The 20,780-nt window shown below is 68.0% G+C and carries 17 protein-coding genes; 9 read left to right on the forward strand and 8 right to left on the reverse strand.

From position 1 onward, the window contains the following. Nucleotides 1-95 precede the first annotated feature (95 nt). From AC5P6E_RS15605 to AC5P6E_RS15630, 6 genes are all read right to left on the reverse strand, one after another. Nucleotides 96-794: a fimbrial biogenesis chaperone gene (locus AC5P6E_RS15605; protein WP_313208371.1), complete on the reverse strand. Its 699-nt coding sequence runs from the start codon at nucleotides 792-794 to the stop codon at nucleotides 96-98. After that, nucleotides 794-1,039, reverse strand: coding sequence for a hypothetical protein (locus AC5P6E_RS15610; RefSeq protein WP_392421799.1), 246 nt, complete (start codon nucleotides 1,037-1,039; stop codon nucleotides 794-796). Before AC5P6E_RS15610 ends, AC5P6E_RS15605 begins: the two co-directional genes overlap by 1 nt. A 133-nt stretch (nucleotides 1,040-1,172) precedes the next feature. Beyond that, nucleotides 1,173-2,210 (reverse strand): Csu type fimbrial protein, encoded by a 1,038-nt coding sequence (locus tag AC5P6E_RS15615; protein WP_010486313.1) that lies wholly within the window; start codon nucleotides 2,208-2,210, stop codon nucleotides 1,173-1,175. Beyond that, the gene (locus AC5P6E_RS15620; RefSeq protein ID WP_197617528.1) at nucleotides 2,207-4,585 is read right to left on the reverse strand and encodes a fimbria/pilus outer membrane usher protein; all 2,379 of its coding nucleotides are present in this window, start codon (nucleotides 4,583-4,585) and stop codon (nucleotides 2,207-2,209) included. Before AC5P6E_RS15620 ends, AC5P6E_RS15615 begins: the two co-directional genes overlap by 4 nt. A 7-nt stretch (nucleotides 4,586-4,592) precedes the next feature. Further along, nucleotides 4,593-5,342, reverse strand: a complete 750-nt coding sequence (locus AC5P6E_RS15625; protein WP_019336945.1) for a fimbrial biogenesis chaperone — start codon at nucleotides 5,340-5,342, stop codon at nucleotides 4,593-4,595. Continuing rightward, nucleotides 5,342-5,872 (reverse strand): Csu type fimbrial protein, encoded by a 531-nt coding sequence (locus AC5P6E_RS15630; protein WP_010486309.1) that lies wholly within the window; start codon nucleotides 5,870-5,872, stop codon nucleotides 5,342-5,344. Before AC5P6E_RS15630 ends, AC5P6E_RS15625 begins: the two co-directional genes overlap by 1 nt. 173 nt (nucleotides 5,873-6,045) lie before the next feature. Here AC5P6E_RS15630 and map point away from each other — a divergent pair, with 173 nt between their 5' ends. From map to dapE, 6 genes are read left to right on the forward strand one after another with little or no spacing between them, the layout of a single operon-like run. Beyond that, nucleotides 6,046-6,888, forward strand: a complete 843-nt coding sequence (gene map / locus AC5P6E_RS15635; RefSeq protein WP_019336946.1) for a type I methionyl aminopeptidase — start codon at nucleotides 6,046-6,048, stop codon at nucleotides 6,886-6,888. Nucleotides 6,889-6,908: 20 nt separating this feature from the next. Further along, entirely contained in the window at nucleotides 6,909-9,518 is a 2,610-nt protein-coding gene (locus AC5P6E_RS15640; RefSeq protein WP_461288682.1) for a [protein-PII] uridylyltransferase, read from the forward strand. After that, on the forward strand, nucleotides 9,518-10,582 hold the full coding sequence (dapD, locus tag AC5P6E_RS15645) for a 2,3,4,5-tetrahydropyridine-2,6-dicarboxylate N-succinyltransferase (protein WP_312660426.1): 1,065 nt from the start codon (nucleotides 9,518-9,520) through the stop codon (nucleotides 10,580-10,582). The genes AC5P6E_RS15640 and dapD overlap by 1 nt, the downstream gene beginning before the upstream one ends. A gap of 2 nt (nucleotides 10,583-10,584) precedes the next feature. Then, complete coding sequence (locus AC5P6E_RS15650) at nucleotides 10,585-11,451, forward strand: hypothetical protein (RefSeq protein ID WP_019336949.1); 867 nt, start codon at nucleotides 10,585-10,587, stop codon at nucleotides 11,449-11,451. Between the two features lie 31 nt (nucleotides 11,452-11,482). Beyond that, complete coding sequence (locus AC5P6E_RS15655; RefSeq protein WP_012510522.1) at nucleotides 11,483-11,854, forward strand: arsenate reductase; 372 nt, start codon at nucleotides 11,483-11,485, stop codon at nucleotides 11,852-11,854. Continuing rightward, a complete protein-coding gene (dapE, locus tag AC5P6E_RS15660; RefSeq protein ID WP_241872577.1) occupies nucleotides 11,851-12,978 on the forward strand; it encodes a succinyl-diaminopimelate desuccinylase in 1,128 nt (375 codons plus the stop codon). The genes AC5P6E_RS15655 and dapE overlap by 4 nt, the downstream gene beginning before the upstream one ends. Before the next feature lie 123 nt (nucleotides 12,979-13,101). On the opposite strand, the gene AC5P6E_RS15665 is transcribed toward dapE, so the two are convergent. Next, nucleotides 13,102-13,980 (reverse strand): tetratricopeptide repeat protein, encoded by an 879-nt coding sequence (locus tag AC5P6E_RS15665; RefSeq protein ID WP_049411535.1) that lies wholly within the window; start codon nucleotides 13,978-13,980, stop codon nucleotides 13,102-13,104. A gap of 338 nt (nucleotides 13,981-14,318) precedes the next feature. Here AC5P6E_RS15665 and asnB point away from each other — a divergent pair, with 338 nt between their 5' ends. Continuing rightward, the gene (asnB, locus tag AC5P6E_RS15670) at nucleotides 14,319-16,010 is read left to right on the forward strand and encodes an asparagine synthase B (RefSeq protein WP_159359949.1); all 1,692 of its coding nucleotides are present in this window, start codon (nucleotides 14,319-14,321) and stop codon (nucleotides 16,008-16,010) included. Nucleotides 16,011-16,133: 123 nt separating this feature from the next. Further along, entirely contained in the window at nucleotides 16,134-17,522 is a 1,389-nt protein-coding gene (locus tag AC5P6E_RS15675) for a cation:proton antiporter domain-containing protein (RefSeq protein WP_425518234.1), read from the forward strand. 123 nt (nucleotides 17,523-17,645) lie between these two features. On the opposite strand, the gene AC5P6E_RS15680 is transcribed toward AC5P6E_RS15675, so the two are convergent. Continuing rightward, nucleotides 17,646-19,973, reverse strand: a complete 2,328-nt coding sequence (locus AC5P6E_RS15680) for a penicillin acylase family protein (protein WP_329835370.1) — start codon at nucleotides 19,971-19,973, stop codon at nucleotides 17,646-17,648. A gap of 125 nt (nucleotides 19,974-20,098) precedes the next feature. Here AC5P6E_RS15680 and bfr point away from each other — a divergent pair, with 125 nt between their 5' ends. Further along, nucleotides 20,099-20,587 (forward strand): bacterioferritin, encoded by a 489-nt coding sequence (gene bfr / locus AC5P6E_RS15685; protein ID WP_010486279.1) that lies wholly within the window; start codon nucleotides 20,099-20,101, stop codon nucleotides 20,585-20,587. Nucleotides 20,588-20,780: the final 193 nt, after the last annotated feature.

Raw genomic sequence — 20,780 nt, forward strand, 5'->3', positions numbered from 1 at the left:
CACCCCGGCACGGATGGGGGCAGCAGGTGTGGATTCACCGGTGACGTCCGGTGTGGACGGTCTCCCGCGCACGCAGGCGGCAGGAATCCGGTCGATTATAGCCCGCTCGGTGCGCTCGCTGCAATTGCCGGGTCCGGCACGGTCAGATCGACCACGCGGTCGTCCTGCAGCCGGGCCTGGAAATGGCCACGGGCATAGCCGTCGGCATGGGCGGGGAGGGCCCAGCGACGCTCCCGGCCCGCCAGCAGGTAGCCGGCCAGTCCCGGCAGCAGCAGGGTGCGGCGGCCATCGTCGGCGACGAACGCAAGATCGTGCAGGCGGGCGTGTACGGTACCTGCGTTGCTCAATCGCAGAAAGGGATGTGACGTACCGGGTTCGATCCCGGCATGCAGCTCCGGCCACGCCAAGGGCATGGCGTGTCCCCTGAACAAGGGCAGTGAGTACCGTGGCAGGTCCGGTTCAGTGGGAGCCAGAAGCACCCGGTAGGCCTGCTCGACGGCAATGGGCGACCTGTCCCGGGGCAGCAGCCAGATGCGTTGGCGGGTGCCGGGCGGGAGGTCGAGCCGGGCAGGGCTGGCCAGGATCTGGTCGCTGGGCCGCAGCTTTTCCGCGTCGGCCTGCTGTTCCCAGGCCAGGATCCGAACCTCGCCCTGCCAGCGGCCGGGACCGGGGTTGTACAGCCACAGCTCGCTGTGTTCCCCTTCGGCTGGCAGCTGCAGGGTGGTCGGCACCAGGTCCAGCGCCGACGCGGGCAGCGCCAGCAGCAGTACCAGCAGGCTCAGCAGGGTACGCATCAGTAGATGACGGTCACGGCGGGCGCCGCGTCGTCGCTGTCGGCCGGCGGCGCGAGATCGCGGATCTGTTGCGGAAGCTCGGGCGCGTCGCTGCGCTTGTGCGGTGCCGCGCATCGGGTGTTGCCGGCATCACCGCTGCAGCCCTCGACCACGGTCAGCCGGATCTGCAGGGGTGTACTGCCGGGATCGGCCCACGCGGGCGTACTGGCGACCAGCATCGCCCCGATCAGAAGTGCGCGAACCACCTGCCATCCACCGTGCTGTAGGACCCGTTGCGCGGTATCGGCAGGTTGCGCCGGAACTGTAGAGCCGAGCCCATGCTCGGCTTGCCGGATGCCAGAAAATGAAGCCGAGCATGGGCTCGGCTCCACAGGGGACTCAATAGGTGATCGTCACCTGCACCAGATCGTTGTAGGTACCGGCCGCGGGCTGGCCGGTGACCGGCGGCACCCGGCCATAGATGGTCAGCTGCTGCGCGCTGCCACTTCCGGTGCCGCCAACGGTATCGACGTTGAGGGTACTACCCCAGCGCAGGCTGCGCGCGGCATCGCGGTACAGCTCATAGGGGAGGTAGTAGGTGCCGCTGCCAATGGTGGTGGCCATGCGCCGGGTGGTGGAGGCGCCGGGGTTGTTCTGGCCATTGTTGAGGCTGATCTGGTAGGCAGTGTTCTTCAGGCAGGTCAGCGTGAGCGTGGCGGTCCGGTCGATGTTGGCGGGAATGCTGCCGGTGACGTTGCCGAAGTCCATGCTGGTGGTGACGTAGCTGCCGCATTGCGGCAGCACGTTGGCAGTGGCGGTGAAGCTGAAAGCCCCACTGGCGCTGTTGGTGCCGGTCGCGCCGCCGTTGCAGGTGGCCGGCACGGTGGCGGTGCCGAGCAGGACTTCGTTCCAGGCCCAGGTAAGCACCACGTTGGCGCCGCTGAAGGTGCTGCTGTAGGCACCCGAAGCGAGGATCTGGTTGGCAGGGATCTGCGCGAACAGCTGCACGGACTGCGCACCGCTGCCGCCGGTCAGCAGCGGCACGCTGTAGCTCATGGTCAGTTCCTGCGCGGGTGGCGTGCCGCGCGGCACCAGGCCGGTGGCCTGGCTGTAGCTGGCGGTGTTGTACAACTGGAAGTTCATGGTGTCGCTGGTGGAGGTGGACATCGTGCGGAAGGTGGAGCTGCTGCCGCCGCCACTGCCGGCGCCGATACCCACGCAGACGCGGACGCCGGTGGTGGCCAGCAGGCTCAGTGCGGCGGTGGTGCAGGTCACCGTGATGTTCAGCGTTGCCGCTGTAGGGCCGGGAGCGTTGCTGTTGATGTTGCCGAATGGCAGGGTCGGGTTCGCGATTGCCGTGCAGACCGCTGTCGCCCGGGCCGGCAGTGCCGCGAGCAGGCCGGCGACCAGCAGCACGCCGAGCAGCAGCACCCTCACGGCGCGACCTCCGGAATGCACTGCAGCGGTGCCGGCTTCGGCCGGGCGCCAGACGCCACCACCTTGGGCTGGTCGGGTACCTTCACCCGGCACTGGCCGCGGCTGGTGGTGATGTACAGCACGCTGCCGGCAGCGATGTCTTCCAGGTACAGCAGGCCGTCATAGCCCACCGTGGCCTGGCGTCCATCGGGCAGCTGCACTTCGCTGCCCACTTCCAGTGGCTGCCCGTCCATGCTCTGAAGCGTCAGGCTCAGAGAGGGACGCGAGCGCAACTGGAACGTCACGTGGGTACCGGCGCGCTGGCGCGGCGTCACCCAGTCCTCGATGCGGTCGGCACGCATGTCCTCGGGCAGGTCCAGGGTGTCGATCGAGACCCGGTTGCGCTGCCAGGACAGCAGCGGGCTGACCAGCAACAGGCCACGATCATCGGTGACGCCGATCAGGCGGTTCTCCAGACGCACCGGCACGCCGCCGACGCCGTTGGTGCTGATCACCGCGAACGCGTCCGAGACCTCGCGGGTGGCGAACGCGTGCCCGCTCATCCAGACCAGGCTGCCACTGGCGCTGCCGTAGGCATAGTTGAGCCCGCCCTGGCGCGAGGCGCCGAACGAATAGCGGCCGATGTCATTGAGGATGCCGACTTCGGCCAGGCCGCCGTTGCCGTCCTCGCCGTGGCGCACCTGCGCGCGCCAGCCGATGCCGCCTGCACTCCCATCACCGGGCACCGGCTGGGTGACGTCGGCCACCCAGGTCTGGCTGTCGCCGTTGCGCTGGCTGGACAGGCTGGCCTGGCGGTTGTTGCCCAGGCTGGCGGTCACCGACAGATAGATGCTGCGGTCATCACTCTGGTCCAGGTTCTGGTTCACCGACAGGTAGGCCGACCAGCGCTGGCTCCAGGTGCGCGACCAGAACAGGCTGGCATAGCGGTTGTCTTCGCCATCGGGGTAGCGCAGGCGCAGGTAGCTGGCGCTGAGCGTGCCCAGCCGCAGCAGATCCAGCCCGACCGTGGCCTGTTCGCTGATGCTCGGCGGCAGGTTGCCCTGCAGCGCGCCGAGGTCACGGTAGTCGCCGTGGCTGCGCACGCTGCGCAGGTTGACGTTGAGACGGCGGTTGTTCCAGCTGTAACCCAGTGCCCACTGCCCGCCCTGCAGGCCGTGATGGTTGCTGTGCGCGTAGGCCGCATTGAACACGCCGGCGCCGCCCAGCAGCCACCAGCCGCCGATGCCGGCCTGGGCCAGGCCACCTCCGCCCTCGGCATGCGCTTCACCGGTGAAGGTATCGCTGATGCCGCCGCGCCAGCTGGCACTGGCCACGGTGCGATCGTCGTAGGCGAAGGAGCGCTGGCCGAAGTCCTGGCGCAGGTGGCCGACGCCGACCGACCAGTCGGACAGTCCCTTGGCCAGCAGTTGCTGGGTGCCATAGAAACTGAAATCCAGTGTCTGCATGCGGCCGAATGCGTCGGTGACCACGACCTGTGCGTTGCCGGTGCCGCTGATGCCTGGCTGCGCGGCCAGCTGGAACGGGCCGACCGGGACCTGGCCGCTGTACTGGCGCAGGCCGTCGACATACAGCTCGACGGTGGAGGGCACCACGGCCTGGCCGAGGAAGCTGGGCGTGGGAGTGAGCACGCGATACGGCTGCAGGCCGTAGTTGCGGCCGATCTGCAGGCCGCCCAAGCGCACCGGGCGGGTCCAGTCGACGAAGCCGCTGTAGAAATCGCCGACCTCCAGCGTCATCGCCTTGTCGGGGAAATCCAGGCTCCAGCGCGTATCCAGGCGCACGCTCTCACCGCGCCAGCGACGATCGCCGGGCTGCTGGTAGCGTCGGCTGACCGCGGTGTTTTCGAAGGTACCGTTGCCGACGCCGAACAGGCGCAGTTCCGAGCTCAGGCTGAGGTTGCCGAGCGTATCCACCCGGCTGCCATACACGTCATAGTTGAGCAGCAGTCCGGGTGAGGCACTGCCTGCAGGGGCGCGCGTCTGCGGGCGGCTGAGCACGGTAGTCGGCAGGGTCAGCTGGTCCAGCGGCACGTCCAGCGCCAGGGTCTGCAGGCGTGCGTCATAGCGCACCACCGCGCCGCTGATCTGGTCCAGGTACACCGGTGCATCGCCGTTGGCGTTGAAGCCGAGCTGGCGCAGCACGTCGGGGCTGGCCTGCAGGCGGCCACGGTTCTCGATGAAAGGCATCAGGCCGCGTGGGGTGCTGTTGAGCGCCACGTCCAGGTACAGCGTCTGGTTGGCGGTCAATGGTGTGGGCGGTGGCAGGATCGCATCGGCGGAGATGCCTGATACATCGGCGGCGGTGGTGGCCGCTGCACCGGACACATCGGCGGCTTGGATCGCCGCAGGAGCCAAGGCAGCAAGCAGCGCACCCATCAACGCCTCAGCGAGCCGATGGAGGCGACAGCGGCGTCTGTTCCGACTCGCCATTGAGCTTGGCCGTGATCTGGTCGTTGTCGCGGTCGATCGCCGTGCGCTCGATCGGCCAGCGCATCACCTGCCCGGGCAGCACGTATCCCAGCAGTCCGGGATGCACGATGCGCGGGCGCGTGGCACTACCCAGCGCGAGATCGGCGATCTGCGCATAGCTGTTGCCCGCGTTGGCCACCTCGACGCCGTTGCGGCCATCGGGCAACTGCACCAGGCGGGCCTGCAGCTGCGGCGCGAGCTTGCCGGCGGCGGGCTGCACGAACACCGGTATCGAATAGCGCAGCACGAACTGCATCCCTTCGGCACGGGTGGCCAGATCGGGCACCTCGTCGACGATCAATCGGTAATGCTGCTGTGCAGGCGGTGGCGTCCTGTCCGGACGCATCACCCGGACCAGCTGCTGCTGTCCGGCAGCCAGTTCCTGCATCGGCGGGGTGACCACCAGCCCATCGGTGGGCAACAGTTGTTCCTGCCCGTCCTGCTGCACCCAGCGGAACACCCGCACCTGCAGCTTCACCGGCGAGGTGCCGCTGTTGGTCAGCCAAAGCTCGCCGGCGCGCTGGCGCGCTTCCAGCTGCAGGCTGGTCGGGGCGACCTGCAGGCTGGTGGCTTCGACCGGGGCGGCGAGTACCAGGCTCAGGACGAGCAGCGCCACGCCGGTGGCGCGCCACGGGCGGGGTCGGGCCATGCGGGCGTGCTCCATCAATAGGTGATCGTGGCGGTAACCGTATCCAGGTAGTTACCGGTCGCCGGGTTGTTCGTACTGAGGTTCAGGATCTGGCCGTAGACGATGTAGGGCACGGCCAGCCCGGTGCCGATGCCAGCCTGGGTGTTGGTGCCGGAGGTGGCACCCCAGACCAGGGTGTGTGCGGCGTCCTGGTAGAGCTGGTAGCCGACGTAGTTGTTGGCGGTCACCGCGGCGTTGGTGTTCTTCATCCGGCGGGTGGTGACGTCATTGGCGGTGCTGGCGTTGGCACCTGCATTCAGTGAAATCGTGTACGGGGTCAGTGCCGAGCACTGGGCGGTGACCGTGCCCTGGCCCAGGGTGGGGGTCGCCGTGGTCGAGGCGGCGGTGCCGAAGTCGACGTTGGTGGCCGCCGCGGCGGTGATGGTGCAGGCCTTGGTGACCACCAGGGTGACATTGAAGGTGGTGGTGTCTGCGGCCAGGGCCGGGCTGGACAGCAGAACCCCGGTCAAAGCCCAGGCAAGCGGGGAACGAAGCGCGGATCGCATGGACAACCTCCCTGACCCGAAGGTCCGTTGAACAAGGCGAAGGCGGCACGTTCGGCACCGCTTCGGCGACGGTGACCCCAGCTTAGGTGGCGTAAGTGTCTGTATTCCGTGATAAATGAGGAGGCGAAAGGGTGGCGGGGGTCACGCTTTCACTTTCCTTGCCGGAACCGTGCATGGCCCGGATCGCCAGTTGGGTGGCGTTCGTTCAGATTGTGGCCGGATCGGCGATAATGGCGGCCATGAGCGTGAATCTGAAAACCCCGCAGGAAATCGAGATGATGCGAATCGCTGGCCGCCTGGCCAGCGAAGTGCTCGACATCGTCACCCCCCACGTCAAGCCCGGTGTCACCACCGAGGAACTGGACCGCATCTGCCACGACCACATCGTGAACGTGCAGGGCGCCATTCCGGCCAACGTCGGCTACCGCGGCTTCCCGAAGACCGTGTGCACCTCGGTCAACAACGTCATCTGCCATGGCATCCCCAGCGAAGGGAAGGTGCTCAAGGATGGCGACATCATCAACATCGACGTCACCGTCATCAAGGATGGCTGGCACGGCGACACCAGCCGCATGTACTTCGTCGGCACGCCGTCGGTGATGGCCCGCCGCCTGGTGGAAACCACCTACGAAGCCATGTGGCGCGGCATCCGCGCGGTACGCCCGGGTGCCACGCTGGGCGACATCGGCCATGCCATCCAGAGCTATGCCGAAGGCGAGCGTTTCAGCGTGGTGCGCGAGTACTGCGGCCACGGCATCGGCAAGGTCTACCACGATGAGCCGCAGGTGGTGCATTACGGCCGCCCGGGCCAGGGCCTGGTGCTGCAGCCGGGCATGACCTTCACCATCGAGCCGATGATCAACGAGGGCACCCGCTACAACAAGGTGCTGCCGGATGGCTGGACCGTGGTGACCAAGGACCGCAAGCTGTCGGCACAGTGGGAGCACATGATCGCGGTCACCGAGACCGGCGTGGACGTGCTGACCCTGTCGCCGGGCGAGTCGCAGGTCTCCTGAGGATGCTGCCGGCGAGTTCGCTGCTGGACACGCCGGCCGCGTCGCTCAACGACCCGGACTGGGCTGCTGCCGCGCGCCAGGCGCTGCAGCAGGCCGACGCGCGCCTGTACCGCCGCTTCGACCAGGGCGACAACATCGAGCGCCTGCTGGCGCTGCGCGCGCGTGCCGCCGACCATCTGATCCGCCTGGCGTGGCAGCGTTGCCTGGCGGCCGATAGCGGGCTGTCGTTGTTCGCGGTGGGGGGCTATGGCCGCGGTGAACTGTTCCCGCGATCGGACATCGACCTGCTGGTGTTCGGTGATCCGCCGGCACAGTTGGCGCATGAATCCGCACTGGCACGCCTGTTCGCGCTGCTGTGGGACTGCGGGCTCGCAGTCAGCCATGCGGTGCGTTCGGCGCCGCAGTGCCGTGAGGCGGCGGCGGACCAGACCGTGCTGACTGCACTGATCGAGGCGCGCCCGATCCTGGCCGATGATGCGGCACGCCGCGCGCTGCGCGAGGCCATCGACGATCGGGAACTGTGGCCGGCACGCGCGTTTTTCCTGGCCAAGCTGGAAGAGCTGCGCAACCGCCACCAGCGTTTTGGCGACACCGCCGACAACCTGGAGCCGGACCTGAAGGATGGCCCCGGTGGCCTGCGCGATCTCAACACGCTGGGCTGGATGGCACTGCGTGCCTTCGGCGTGCGTGACCTGGAGGCGCTGGTCGGGCTCGGCCATCTGGGCGCCGACGAAGCGGCAGCACTGAAGCGCGAACGTGCGGTGCTGGCGCGGCTGCGTTTCGGCCTGCACCTGGTGGCGCGACGCCCCGAAGAGCGGTTGCGCTTCGATTACCAGAAGACCCTGGCTGCACGCCTGGGCTTTGAAGACGATGCCGAGAATCTCGGTGTCGAGAAGATGATGCAGGGCTTCTACCGCGCCGCGCTGGTGGTGCGCCGGATCAGCGACCGCCTGCTGCAGCGCTTCGAGGAGCAGTTCGACGGCGAGGCGCAGCCGGAGCCGTTGACCGTGGGCTTTTCCCTGCGCCGTGGCTACCTGGCGGCCAACGAAGCCGACTGGCCGCGCGGCGATATCGGCCAGGTGTTCGCACTGTTTGCCAGCTGGGCCAACAATCCGCAGGTGCGCGGCCTGCATTCGCTGACCGCGCGGGCGCTGGCTGAAGCGCTGCCGCTGTTGCCGGCCTACGACCAGGCCGACGCCGATGCGCGCGAGCAGTTCCTGGCGTTGCTGCGCGGCCAGCGCCCGGTCGATACGCTCTCGCGCATGGCACGGCTGGGCGTGCTTGGCCAGTGGATTCCCGCCTTCGCCCAGGTCAGTGGGCGCATGCAGTTCGACCTGTTCCATGTCTACACCGTCGACCAGCACACGCTGATGGTCCTGCGCAACATCGGCCTGTTCGCCAGCAGCCGTGCCGACGAGCGCTTCTCGATCGCGCATGAAGTGTGGCCACGCCTGCGCAAGCCGGAGCTGCTGCTGCTGGCCGGCCTGTTCCATGACATCGCCAAGGGCCGTGGCGGCGACCATTCGGAGCTGGGCGCGGTCGATGCGCGCGCGTTCTGCCAGGCGCATGCGCTGAGCACGTCCGACACCGAACTGGTGGCGTGGCTGGTCGAGCAGCACCTGCGCATGTCGGTGACCGCGCAGAAGCAGGACATCGCCGACCCGGAGGTGATCCATCGCTTCGCCACCCTGGTCGGCAGCCGCGACCGCCTGGACTACCTGTACCTGCTGACCTGCGCCGACATCGCCGGCACCAGCCCGAAGCTGTGGAATGCCTGGAAGGACCGCCTGCTGGCCGACCTGTACTTCGCCACCCGGCGCGCGCTGCGCGAGGGGCTGGAACACCCGGTGCCGGCAGCCGAGCGCGTGGCCGAGGCGCGTGACAGCGTGCGCGCGCTGGTGCGCGAGCGGGGTTACGACGATGCCACCATCGACCGCCAGTTCGCGGTGATGCCGGATGAGGGCTTCATCCGCCTGCGCCCGGAGCAGCTGGCCTGGCAGGCCGCCGCGCTGGTGCCGGTGAAGCAGGGCCAGGCGCTGGTGAAGGTACGCCGGATCAGCGTCGACGACCCCGCGCTGGAAGTATTCGTGCATTCGCCGGACCGCGACGGCCTGTTTGCCGCCATCGTGATGACGCTGGACCGCAAGGGCTACGGCATCCACCGCGCACGCGTGCTGGACGGCCCGGCCGATACCATCTTCGATACCTTCGAAGTGAACCCGGCCGATACCTTCGCCGATGGCAGCAGTGCCAATCTGGAAGCGGCGCTGCGCGAGGCACTCAGTGGTGACCTGTCGCGCCTGCGGCCGTCACGCCGGGTGGTGCCACGGCAGCTGCGGCACTTCCGCTTTGCCCCGCGCATCGAATTCCGCGATGAGCCGGGTGCAACCCGTTTCGCCCTGGTCGCTCCCGACCGCCCCGGCCTGCTGGCCGATGTGGCGTTCGTGCTGCGCAACCAGGGCCTGCGCGTGCATGATGCGCGCATTGCCACGTTCGGCGAACGCGCCGAAGACACCTTCGTGATCAGTGACGAACACGACCTCCCCCTGACTGAACCTGCCCGGCAGCAGTTGCATGACGCGATGCTGGCCTGCCTGGACCCTGATCGAAACGCCGGAGACCCCGCCTGATGGCCACCAAGCCCGCCAAGAAGACCGCCGCGACCCCCAAGAGCGCAGCGGCCCGGAAACCTGCTGCTGCCGCAACGGCCGCGAAGAAGACCACTGCGCCGAAGAAGGCCGCTGCGGTGAAGGCCCCGGCGAAGAAAGCGGCTGCAGCGAAGAAGGCACCGGCCAGGAGCGCCGAAGCCGTCCGCGCCGAAACCATCGCCCGCAAGTCGCTGCGCAAGCCGTCGGCACCGGGTGTGGAAGAGCTGAAGTTTGGTATCGAGAGTGCCTTCGAGCGCCGTGCCACCTTGACCCTGCACGAGCTGGAAGGCTCGACCAAGCCGCTGGTCAACCGCGTGATCGACGGCCTGGAGAGCGGTGAGTTCCGCGTCGCCGAGCCGGACGGCCAGGGCGGCTGGAAGGTCAATGAGTGGCTGAAGAAAGCCGTGCTGCTGTATTTCCGCGTCAACGACATGGCGGTGGTCGATGCGCGCCCGGCGCCGTTCTGGGACAAGGTTGAATCGCGCTTCGCCGGCTATGACGAAGCGAAGTTCCGCCGTGGTGGCGTGCGCGTGGTGCCGGGCGCGATCGCCCGCCGCGGTACCTACTTCGGCAAGGACGTGGTGCTGATGCCGAGCTTCACCAACATCGGCGCCTACGTCGGCGAAGGCACCATGGTCGACACCTGGGCCACCGTCGGTTCGTGCGCGCAGATCGGCCAGCACTGCCACCTGTCCGGTGGCGCCGGCATCGGCGGCGTGCTGGAGCCGCTGCAGGCCAGCCCGACCATCATCGAGGACCATTGCTTCATCGGCGCGCGTTCGGAAGTGGTGGAAGGCGTGGTGGTGGGCCACCACAGCGTGATCGGCATGGGCGTGTTCCTCAGCCAGAGCACCCGCATCTACAACCGCGCCACCGGCGAGATCACCTACGGCTACATCCCGCCGTACAGCGTGGTGGTGTCCGGCTCGCTGCCGAGCAAGGACGGTACCCATTCGCTGTACTGCGCGGTGATCGTCAAGCAGGTTGATGCCAAGACCCGCAGCAAGACCAGCGTCAACGACCTGCTGCGCGGCCTGGCCGACTGAAGGTGGCTGCGCCGGAGGATCTGGCGCAGTCCGCGATCTACCGGCATCCGTCCGACACCCTGTTCGGGCGGATGCTGCCGCGCCTGCTGCACGCCCCGCGCTGGACCCGGCTGCGCCGCGCACTGTCGCGGCGCTGGCCGATGCCGGCGATGGTCAGCGATGTGCGCGATGTGGTCTACGTGAGCTGGTGGGTCGATGTGCGCCACGCACCATCGCCACCGCCGGGCCATCATTACGTGGTCCATGCCGGACGTACGCCTTACACCATCCTCAGCTACCGTCACGGCCACTTCGGGCCGGCGTTGGCCGGACCGCTGCGCTCCCTGATGCCGTCTCCAAGGCAGAGCAACTGGCGCTGGTACCTGCGTCGTGACGACGCTCCGGACGGGACACCGGTGGTGCTGTTCGACCGCAACGTGATGGACCAGCTGCCCTTCGTCGCCGGCGCGCGTGCCTTCAGCGATGCCATGCAGCCGCATCTTTCCACCCGCTTCGAACATGCGGTGCGCACTGATGGCCGTGGGAATACCCGGATCGAAGGCGGGCAGGGCAGTGCGCCGGAGCTGTACCTGCAGTGGCAGGCTGCTGCGGGCTGGGAGGACGCGGCATGGACGGCGGCTTTCGGTGGCCATCAGGCCCTCCTGCGTTTCCTCACCTGCCAGGACGAGGCCATCGCCCGTACCTGCGACTGTCGCTGGGCCAGCACCCGTATCGCGCTGCCGGTCGAGATCGACCGCCTGCAGCCGCTGCAGCTTGAAGGCGAGCTGCAGTGCCCGCGCCTGCAGGCGCTGGGTGTGAACCTGACCGAGGGGCTGGCCTTCCTGCTGCCACGGGTGCCGTTCCGGGTCGTGTCCGAGCGCCTGTTGTGAGATTCTGGCCCTCTGTTTTCCAGCATCACAGATGGCCATGAGCACCACTGTCTACGGTTTGAAGAACTGCGATACCTGCAAGAAGGCGACCAAGTGGCTGGACCGCTTCGGCGTGCCGTACACCTTCGTTGACTACCGCGACAACAAACCCAGTCCGGAAACCCTGCTGGCGTGGGCAGCGCAGCTGGGTGGCCTGGCGGCGATGGTGAACAAGTCGTCCACCACCTGGCGGCAGTTGCCGGACAACCGCAAGGCCGCCGATTCCGAGGCCGAATGGAAGCTGCTGCTGCGCGAGTACCCGCAGCTGATCAAGCGCCCGCTGGTGGTCACCGCCGACGGCACGGTCAGCCAGGGTTTCAGTGACAACGGCTTCAAGGCTCGCTTCGGCGTGGGTGACGCATGAGCGCGGTCCTCGACCTGACCTGCGAACTGATCGCACGACCCTCGGTGACGCCGGATGATGCTGGCTGCCAGGCACTGCTGGCGGCACGCCTGAAGCAGGCCGGGTTCCAGTGCGATCACCTGCGCCTGGGCGAGGTCGACAACCTGTGGGCGACCCACGGCCAGGGCGCGCCGGTACTGGTACTGCTGGGCCATACCGACGTGGTGCCGACGGGTCCGCGCGAGGCCTGGACCAGCGACCCGTTCACGCCGCAGATCCGCGATGGCGTGCTGTATGGCCGTGGCGCCGCCGACATGAAGGGCAGCGTGGCCGCGTTCGTGGTCGCCGCCGAGCAGTTCGTCGCCGCGCATCCCGATCACCCCGGTACGCTGGCGGTGCTGCTGACCAGCGACGAGGAGGGCGACGCCATCGATGGCGTGCGCCACGTCGCACGGTTGTTCGCCGAACGCGGCCAGCGCATCGACTGGTGCATCACCGGTGAGCCGTCATCGACCGCGATCCTGGGCGACCTGCTGCGCGTGGGGCGTCGTGGCAGCCTGTCGGCCAAGGTGCGCGTGCAGGGCGTGCAGGGCCACGTGGCGTATCCGGAAAAGGCACGCAACCCGATTCACCAGGCGGCTCCGGCCCTGGCCGAACTGAGTGCACGGCGCTGGGACGAAGGCTACGAGAGCTTTCCGCCGACCAGCCTGCAGATCTCCAACATCCACGCCGGCACCGGTGCCAACAACGTGATTCCCGGCGAGCTCGAAGTGGATTTCAACATCCGCTACAACCCGCACTGGGATGCGCCGAAGCTGGAGGCGGAGATCACCGCACTGCTGGACCGGCATGGCCTGCAGTACACGCTGAAGTGGCACCGCAGCGGTGAGCCGTTCTACACCCCGGAAGGCACGCTGCGCGCCACCGCCCGTGCAGTGCTGGCCGAGCACATCAGCCGTGCCCCGGAAGAAAGCACCGGCGGCGGCACGTCCGATGCCCGCTTCATCGCGCCGCTGGGTGCGCAGTGCATCGAAGTGGGGCCGGTGAACGCCAGCATCCATCAGGTGGACGAGAACGTGCGCGTGGACGAACTGGAAGCACTGCCCGGGCTGTACCAGCGGCTGGTGGAACGGCTGCTGGTGTGAGCCTGCGACGGTGGGTGCCGACCGTTGGTCGGCACGCCCCCCGCCGGAGCTACATCTCTGTAGAGCCGAGCCATGCTCGGCTGATGTCTACCGGCAGAAGCAGCCGAGCATGGCTCGGCTCCACTATTCCGAAAAGAGGAAGAACGGCGGCTCGACCGCTTTCTTCCAGTAACTCGGCGCCGCCATGTAGAAGCGCTGCGCCTCGGCCTTGGCAAACCAGCGCGCCGCCGCCTCGGTGTCCTTCTCCACCCCCGGCGCGCTGCGGCCCAGCAGCAGCCCGGCGAAGTACTGGCCGAACACATTGCCCTTCTCGCCAGCGCGCTGGTACAGCTGCAGCGCACGCGCCGGATCGCGCGGCAGTCCCATGCCCCCCTCCAGCAGCGCGCCCAGGTCTACCTGCGCTTCGGCATCGCCACGCTCGGCACGGCGCTGGATCTGCGCAACCCGCGGATGCACGGTGTCATCCTGTGCGGCCACCGCATCCGGCAGTCGCGACGACGAACTCGGGTATCGCTTGTAGATCATTTCGCGCAGGTCCCAGCGCAGCGCCTGTTGCGCGTCGCCACGCTGACGATAGGCCTTGGCGAGTTCGTAGAACGCATAGGGATTGCCGTGGTAGGCCGCCGCCAGATAGGCGCGTTCGCCACGTCGCCAGGATGCGCGCAGCACCGGTGCCGGGTTGATGTGGGGGCTGTCGGCATGGCGCAGCGTGCCGGAGATCCAGATCCGGCCCAGTGCTTCTTCCGCCTTGGTGTTGTGGAAGGTCCAGGGGGCGACCGCTGCGGCACGCTCGTAGTAGGCGATGGCGCGCGGATCGTTGAAGCGCTCGAAGGTTTGCGCGGTATCGAAGGCACCCTCGAAGCTGCCGTCGGTGCCGCGTTGTTCCAATGCCTGCCGCTGGGATTGCGGCAGCGTAGAAGGCGGGGGCAGGGTCTGGCAGGCCGCCAGGCCCAGGCAGAGCAGGGCGGCCAGTGCCCCGATGCGTCCATTGCAGTGTTGCATTCCTGTTACACCGGTTCAGGGCGCGCCATTATGCGCCTCAGGCGTGGTTGCCGACGCAACTGTTGCGCCGCGCCGGAAACAGGGGTAGGGTCGATGCCATGTCGATCCGCCTGGCCACCGCCGTCAATAACAACAACCGCAATAATCTGCGCGCGAATAATCGTGCGCGGCCGATGCGGGACTGCGCCCTGGGTAGATAGACAGCAACACACGCCCGGACACCAGAAAACCCGCATCAGCCGATGCGGGTTTTTTTGTGCCCGGGCGCCGCCCACCCGGGCCTGGATGCCCGGTCGAACACCTTCCCACCCGTGAAATTCCCCAACAGGAGCTCCCCCATGTGTTCGATCTTCGGAATCTTCGGCCTGCAGGCCGGTGACGATCTTCCGGCCCTGCGCCGCCATGCGCTGGAACTGTCGCAGCGCCAGCGCCACCGTGGCCCGGACTGGAGCGGCGTGTACCTCGACGAAGGCGCGCTGCTGGTCCACGAGCGGTTGGCCATCGTCGACCCGGCCGGTGGTTCGCAGCCGCTGCTGTCGGCCGATGGCCAGCTGGCGCTGGCGGTCAACGGCGAAATCTACAACCACCAGCAACTGAAGGCCGCACTGACTACCGCCTACGACTTCCAGACCGGTTCGGACTGTGAAGTGATCAACGCGCTGTACCGCCAGGGCGGATCGCCGGCGCAGTGGCTGGAGCAGCTCAACGGCATCTTCGCCTTCGCCCTGTGGGATCGTGCTGCCGGACGCGTGCTGGTGGCGCGGGATCCGGTTGGCGTGGTGCCGTTGTACTGGGGCCACGATGCCCAGGGGCGCCTGCGCGTGGCCTCGGAAATGAAGGCGCTGGTCGATACCTGTGCCGACGTCGCGCAGTTCCCGCCGGGCCACTATTTCGACAGTGCCCGTGGTGAGCTGGTGCGCTACTACCAGCAGCCGTGGCGCGACTATGCCGACGTGCAGGGCCGCCAGGCCGATCTGGCCGAACTGCGCCAGGCGTTCGAGCATGCGGTGGAACGCCAGCTGATGAGCGATGTGCCGTACGGCGTGTTGCTGTCCGGTGGCCTGGATTCGTCGCTGGTGGCGGCAGTTGCCGCACGCTACGCGCGTCGCCGCATCGAGGATGGTGGGCAGACCGAAGCCTGGTGGCCGCGGCTGCATTCGTTCGCGATCGGTTTGAAGGGCTCGCCTGATCTGGCCGCCGCCGCGATCGCCGCCGAGGCACTCGGCACCGTGCACCACGGCTTCGAATACACCTTCGAGGAAGGCCTGGATGCACTGCCGGAAGTGATCCGCCACATCGAGACCTACGACGTCACCACCATCCGTGCATCGACGCCGATGTTCCTGCTGGCGCGACGGATCAAGGCGATGGGGGTGAAGATGGTGCTGTCCGGCGAGGGCAGCGACGAGATCTTCGGTGGCTACCTGTACTTCCACAAGGCACCGGATGCGCGCGAATTCCACGACGAGCTGGTGCGCAAGCTCGATGCCCTGCACAACTACGATTGCCTGCGTGCCAACAAGTCGATGATGGCCTGGGGCGTGGAGCCGCGCGTGCCGTTCCTGGATCGTGAGTTCCTCGACGTGGCGATGCGCTTCGATGCCGCGCACAAGATGGTCGGTGCCGGGTTCGGTGGCCGTCGCATCGAGAAGGCGGTGCTGCGCGAGGCGTTCGATGGCTACCTGCCGGACAGCATCCTGTGGCGCCAGAAGGAGCAGTTCAGCGATGGCGTCGGCTACGGCTGGATCGACGGGCTGAAGGCGCATGCCGAAGCGCAGGTGAGCGACCGTGTGCTGGCGGCTGCCGACAAGCGCTTCCCGCACAACCCGCCGCAGACCAAGGAGGCGTACTACTACCGCCACCTGTTCGAGCAGTTCTTCCCGAGCCGCGCGGCCGCCGAGACCGTGCCGGGCGGCAAGTCGATTGCCTGTTCGTCGCCGGCGGCCATTGCCTGGGACGCCAGCTTTGCGGCGGCGGCCGACCCTTCCGGCCGCGCGATCGTCGGCGTGCACGAACAAGCCCTGGCGTAATGCTTCCGCCGGGCACGGCGCGGCGCTACCGAGCGATGGTAGCGCCGGGCCATGCCCGGCGGGCACAAACGACTTAATCCCCTCCGTCCCCTTTTTGTATGATCGCCCCCTGCGCATTGGGGAATGTTCATGGACGTACAGGCGAGCGGCGGCATGCGGCCCACGAAATGGGGATGGCGTTATCTGGCCTGGGCCGGTGTCCCGCTGCTGGCCGGCGTGCTGCTGGCGCGCTATGCCGGGCCGGCCGCCCCCGAGGCGGTTGCGCGTACCACGGTCGCTGCCGAAGGCAGCTGGGCACGGCATCTGGCGTCACCGCTGGGCCTGTTCCTGCTGCAGCTGCTGGTGCTGTTGCTGGTAGCCAAGGGCGCCGGTGCGCTGCTGAAGCGGCTGGGCCAGCCGGCGGTGATCGGCGAGATGGCGGCCGGCCTGATGATGGGCCCGCTGGTGCTCGGCAGCCTGTTGCCGCAGCTGCATGGTGCCCTGTTCCCGGTCAGTTCGCTGGGCCCGCTGGGCATGCTCAGCCAGCTGGGTGTGCTGATGTTCCTGCTGGTGGCCGGTGCCGAGCTGGACCTGGCGGCGCTGCGCGGGCGCCGGTGTTTCGCCTTCACGGTCAGTCATGCCGGCATCGCGGTGCCGTTCGTGCTCGGCGTCGCCCTCGCAATCTGGCTGTATCCGCAGCACGGCCCGCAGGGCGTGGGCTTCACTGCATTCGCACTTTTCGTTGGTATTTCGATGAGCATCACGGCCTTCCCCGTGCTGCTGCGCATCCTTGCCGACCGCGGTATCACGCAGACACCGCTGGGGCAGACCGCCATCGCCTGCGCGGCATTGGGCGATGCCACCGCATGGTGCCTGCTGGCGCTGATCGTGGCGGCTGCACAGGCCAGCGGATGGCTGCCGGCCAGCCTCAACCTGCTGTGCGTGGTCGCCTTCGTGGCGCTGATGCTGGGGCTGGTGAAGCCGTGGTTCGCCCGCCAGCAGATCGTGCCGGGGCGTGAAGGGCGCTGGCTGCTCGGCATGCTGCTGCTGTCGCTGGGCAGTGCCCTGATCACCGAGATGCTCGGCATCCATGCGCTGTTCGGTGCATTCGCTGCGGGGGTGGCGGTGTCGTCCAACGCGCAGCTGCGCAACCTGTTGATGGCCCGCGTCGAGCCGTTTGCGGTGACCCTGCTGCTGCCGTTGTTCTTCGCCATGACCGGCCTGCGCATGCGCGCCGATGCGCTGCAGGCCAGCGACATCGTGCTGTGCGCGGTGGTGATCGCGGTAGCCACGGCCGGCAAGCTGCTGGGCACCTTCAGTGCCGCACGCAGTGCGGGCATGCCCACGCGCGAGGCGTGGCGGTTGGGCGCGCTGATGAACACCCGGGGCCTGATGGAGCTGATCGTGCTCAACCTGGGCTACGAGCTGGGCCTGCTCGGCGACCGCCTGTTTGCAGTGCTGGTGATCATGGCGCTGGTGACCACGGCGATGACCGGGCCGCTGCTGAACCTGATCGAGCGGCGCAGGGGCTGACCCGGTAGCGCCGCGCCGACATTCTGTGGAGCCGAGCCCATGCTCGGCTCCGCGCCAGAAGCAGCCGAGCATGGGCTTGGCTCTACAGCGTGCAGCGCACCCTTGGGCATGTGGGTGCCGCCGTCAGCGCGCTGGCACCAGCGTCATCGTGTGCTGCGCCTTGCCGGGCAGGAACGGCGTCGGCCGCCCATGCACCCAGTCTTCGTGGCCGGCGCCCCAGTACGGCGACAGCGGGTGCCCGCTCTGGCCGCCGGGCATGTGCACGATGCCGTCGGCCTCGTGGCCGGGCGAGACCACCATGCGCTCGGAGGCGCCGAAGTTCGGCGTCTGCACCCGCGGCATATCACGGTCGCCGGGCAGCTGGTCGGCGGGCATGCACAGCCAGCGCTTGGCAACCTCGGGCAACGCCCGTGCGATCGGGTGGCAGAGCGCCGCGGTGTTGCGTTCGCCCCAGGTGCGCTTGGCCAGCGGGCCCTGCTTGGCCAGCTCGCTCTCGGTGCGGCGTGCGGCATCAAGCAGCAGCGTGTCCCAGCTGTCGTAGGCCGGTGGCAACAGGTTGGCGGGGCGCTGCTGCAGCATCGGCCAGGCCACACCTTCCAGCTGCGCCAGGCGCGGATCCAGATAGTCATCGCCCAGCTGCGCGTTGGCCGGGGCCAGCAGTGCATCGGACAAGGTATCCATCACCTGCGTGCGGAACGCGCGCACCACCCGGTAGCTGACCGAGCTGGCCGAGGCCCGGCCGCCCCACTGGTGGCTGACGGACTTCAACCGCTTCAGCGCAGGATCGTTACTGCCTTCGATGACGTCATGCAGCAGTGCCCACCAGCGCTGCAGGAACACGGCGCGGTCGTCGAGCTGGATCGCCAGCAGGTCGTGTTCGTCGAAGCGCTCCTGGATCGCCAGCAGGTCGCGGATCTGCCGCGCGCGCGCGCCAAGGTCATAGCCAGCGTTGCCGACGGTAGCCAGCGCCTCGCCGTCGAGGACGCGACCGTTGGCGGTCCACAGGCGATGGTTGGGGGGATCGATCAATGCCGGTGAGGCATCGCTGCGGATTGGCCATGGCGCGCAGTCCTGGTTGCTGGCGGCGGTGAAGCCGGCCGGTGCACAGCCCGGACCACGATCCGGGCGGGCGCCGATCAGCCGCCAGGCGATGCGTCCGCTGCGGTCGCCGACCACCAGGTTCTGCGCGGGGATGCCGGCGTGGTCGGCGAACTGCAGGGCACCGTCCAGGTCACCGGCACGGGCCAGGTCACCGAAGTCCAGGCGCACCGCGCCGGGCAGGTGGGCGACCCAGCGCAGCGCATCGCCACTGCCATCGGCATGGGTATGCAGGATCGGGCCCCAGGCGGTTTCGCGCACCGGGAACAGCACGTCGGCCTGGCCAGCCACGGCGATGCGTTCTTCATGCACGGTCACGGCGGCGTTGGTCGGTTCAGTGCGGTAATCGGCGGTATCGATGTAACTGTTGGTGAAGCCCCAGGCCACGTGCCCGTTGCTGCCGACGATCACCGCCGGCAGGCCGGGCAGCGAGAAGCCGGTGACGTCGACCTGGCCGCCCGCGGCCTGCGGGTCGGGATAGCGCAGGCGCACACGGAACCACAGGCCGGGCGCGCGCAGGCCCAGGTGCATGTCGTCGGCGACGATCGCGCGACCGTCGGCGGTGAGTGCACCGGCCACCGCGAAGTTGTTGCTGCCGATGACATCGGCCTCTTCCTGCCCGGTGCCTGGCGTCCCCTTCAACGTGCGCAGATCCAGCTGGCTGGCATCGGGGAGCGTGGCGTTGCCGGCCGGTTCGCCGAACAGCGGTGCATCCCATTCGGTGCCGTCGTGGGCGATCAGCGCGTACAGCGCGGGCGGCACCACTGCGCGGATGCGGCTGAGCGCAAGCTCGGTCTGGTTGTCCGGGTCCTGCAGGTCGGCGTACATGGCCAGCCCGGCCAGCACGCTGTCGCTGGCTTTCCACGGTTGCGGTGACTGCCGCAGCAGCAGGTACGCCCACGGCCGCACGGAAAGGCCGGCCAGCCCTTCGTTGACACCGTCGACGTAGGCACGCACGGCCGCGCCGTTGTCGCCCAGCGCGGCCTGCAGGTTCGCCTCGGTGCGCGCGCGCAGGCGATGCACGCGCATGCGTTTGTCGGCGTCGATGGCCTTCGGTCCGAACAGCGCCGACAGCTCACCGGCGGCGCTGCGGCGCATCAGGTCCATCTCGAAGTAACGTTCCTGCGCATGCACGCGGCCCAATGCACGCATCGCGTCGGCCTGGCTGCCCGCAGTGATGGTGACCACGCCCAGCGCATCGCGCTCGATGGTGACCGGCTTGGCCAGCCCCGGCAGCGCATGCTCGCCGTCGAGGTCGGCCAGGCTGCCGCGCAGCAGCAGCCACAGGACCAGTGCGGTGACCAGTACGATGGCGATCAACACGCCCAGCACCCAACGCCATGTACGTCGCATCGCACGTCCTTTCCGAACTCGTGGGCCGATTGTAGCCGCAGGCGCAACTGCGACTGATTCCGATTAGATCACCGTATTTTGAAATGCGGCACCCTATGTCACATCGATTCACAGGAGCCCCCCCCATGAAAGGCAACCCGGACGTCATCGCCTGCCTGAAGGAACTGCTGCGCGGCGAGCTTGCAGCCCGCGACCAGTACTTCATCCATTCCCGCCGCTACGAGGATCAGGGCCTGTTCGCGCTGTACGAACGCCTGAACCACGAGATGGAAGAGGAAACCCAGCACGCCGATGCGCTGCTGCGCCGGATCCTGTTCCTCGGCGGCGACCCGGACATGCGTCCGCATGCCACCGAGCCGGGCAAGACCGTGGAAGAGATGCTGCAGAAGGATCTCGACACTGAATACGCGGTTCGGAACAATCTGGCCGCCGGCATGAAGCTGTGCGAAGAGAACGGCGACTACGTGAGCCGCGACATCCTGCTGGCGCAGCTGAAGGACACCGAGGAAGACCACGCCTGGTGGCTGGAGCAGCAGTTGGGCCTGATCAAGCGCATCGGCCTAGAGCTGTACCAGCTGAGCAAGATCGACGGCAACGGCGCCCCGGCGCACTGAGCCGGCACCGCTCTCTGTAGAGCCGGGCCATGCTCGGCTGCTGTTGGATCCGAGTCGAGCATGGCTTGTATGTTCCTCCCGGCTCCTACGCGGTATGTAGGAGCCAGGGTGGAGGGACCGTCAAGCATGCATCTGCGGATACCAGCCGACAGACGAGTCGAGCGATCCCCATCCCGCACACGAACGTCGATAA

The organism is Stenotrophomonas sp. YJH_SMC_16, from assembly GCF_059367875.1.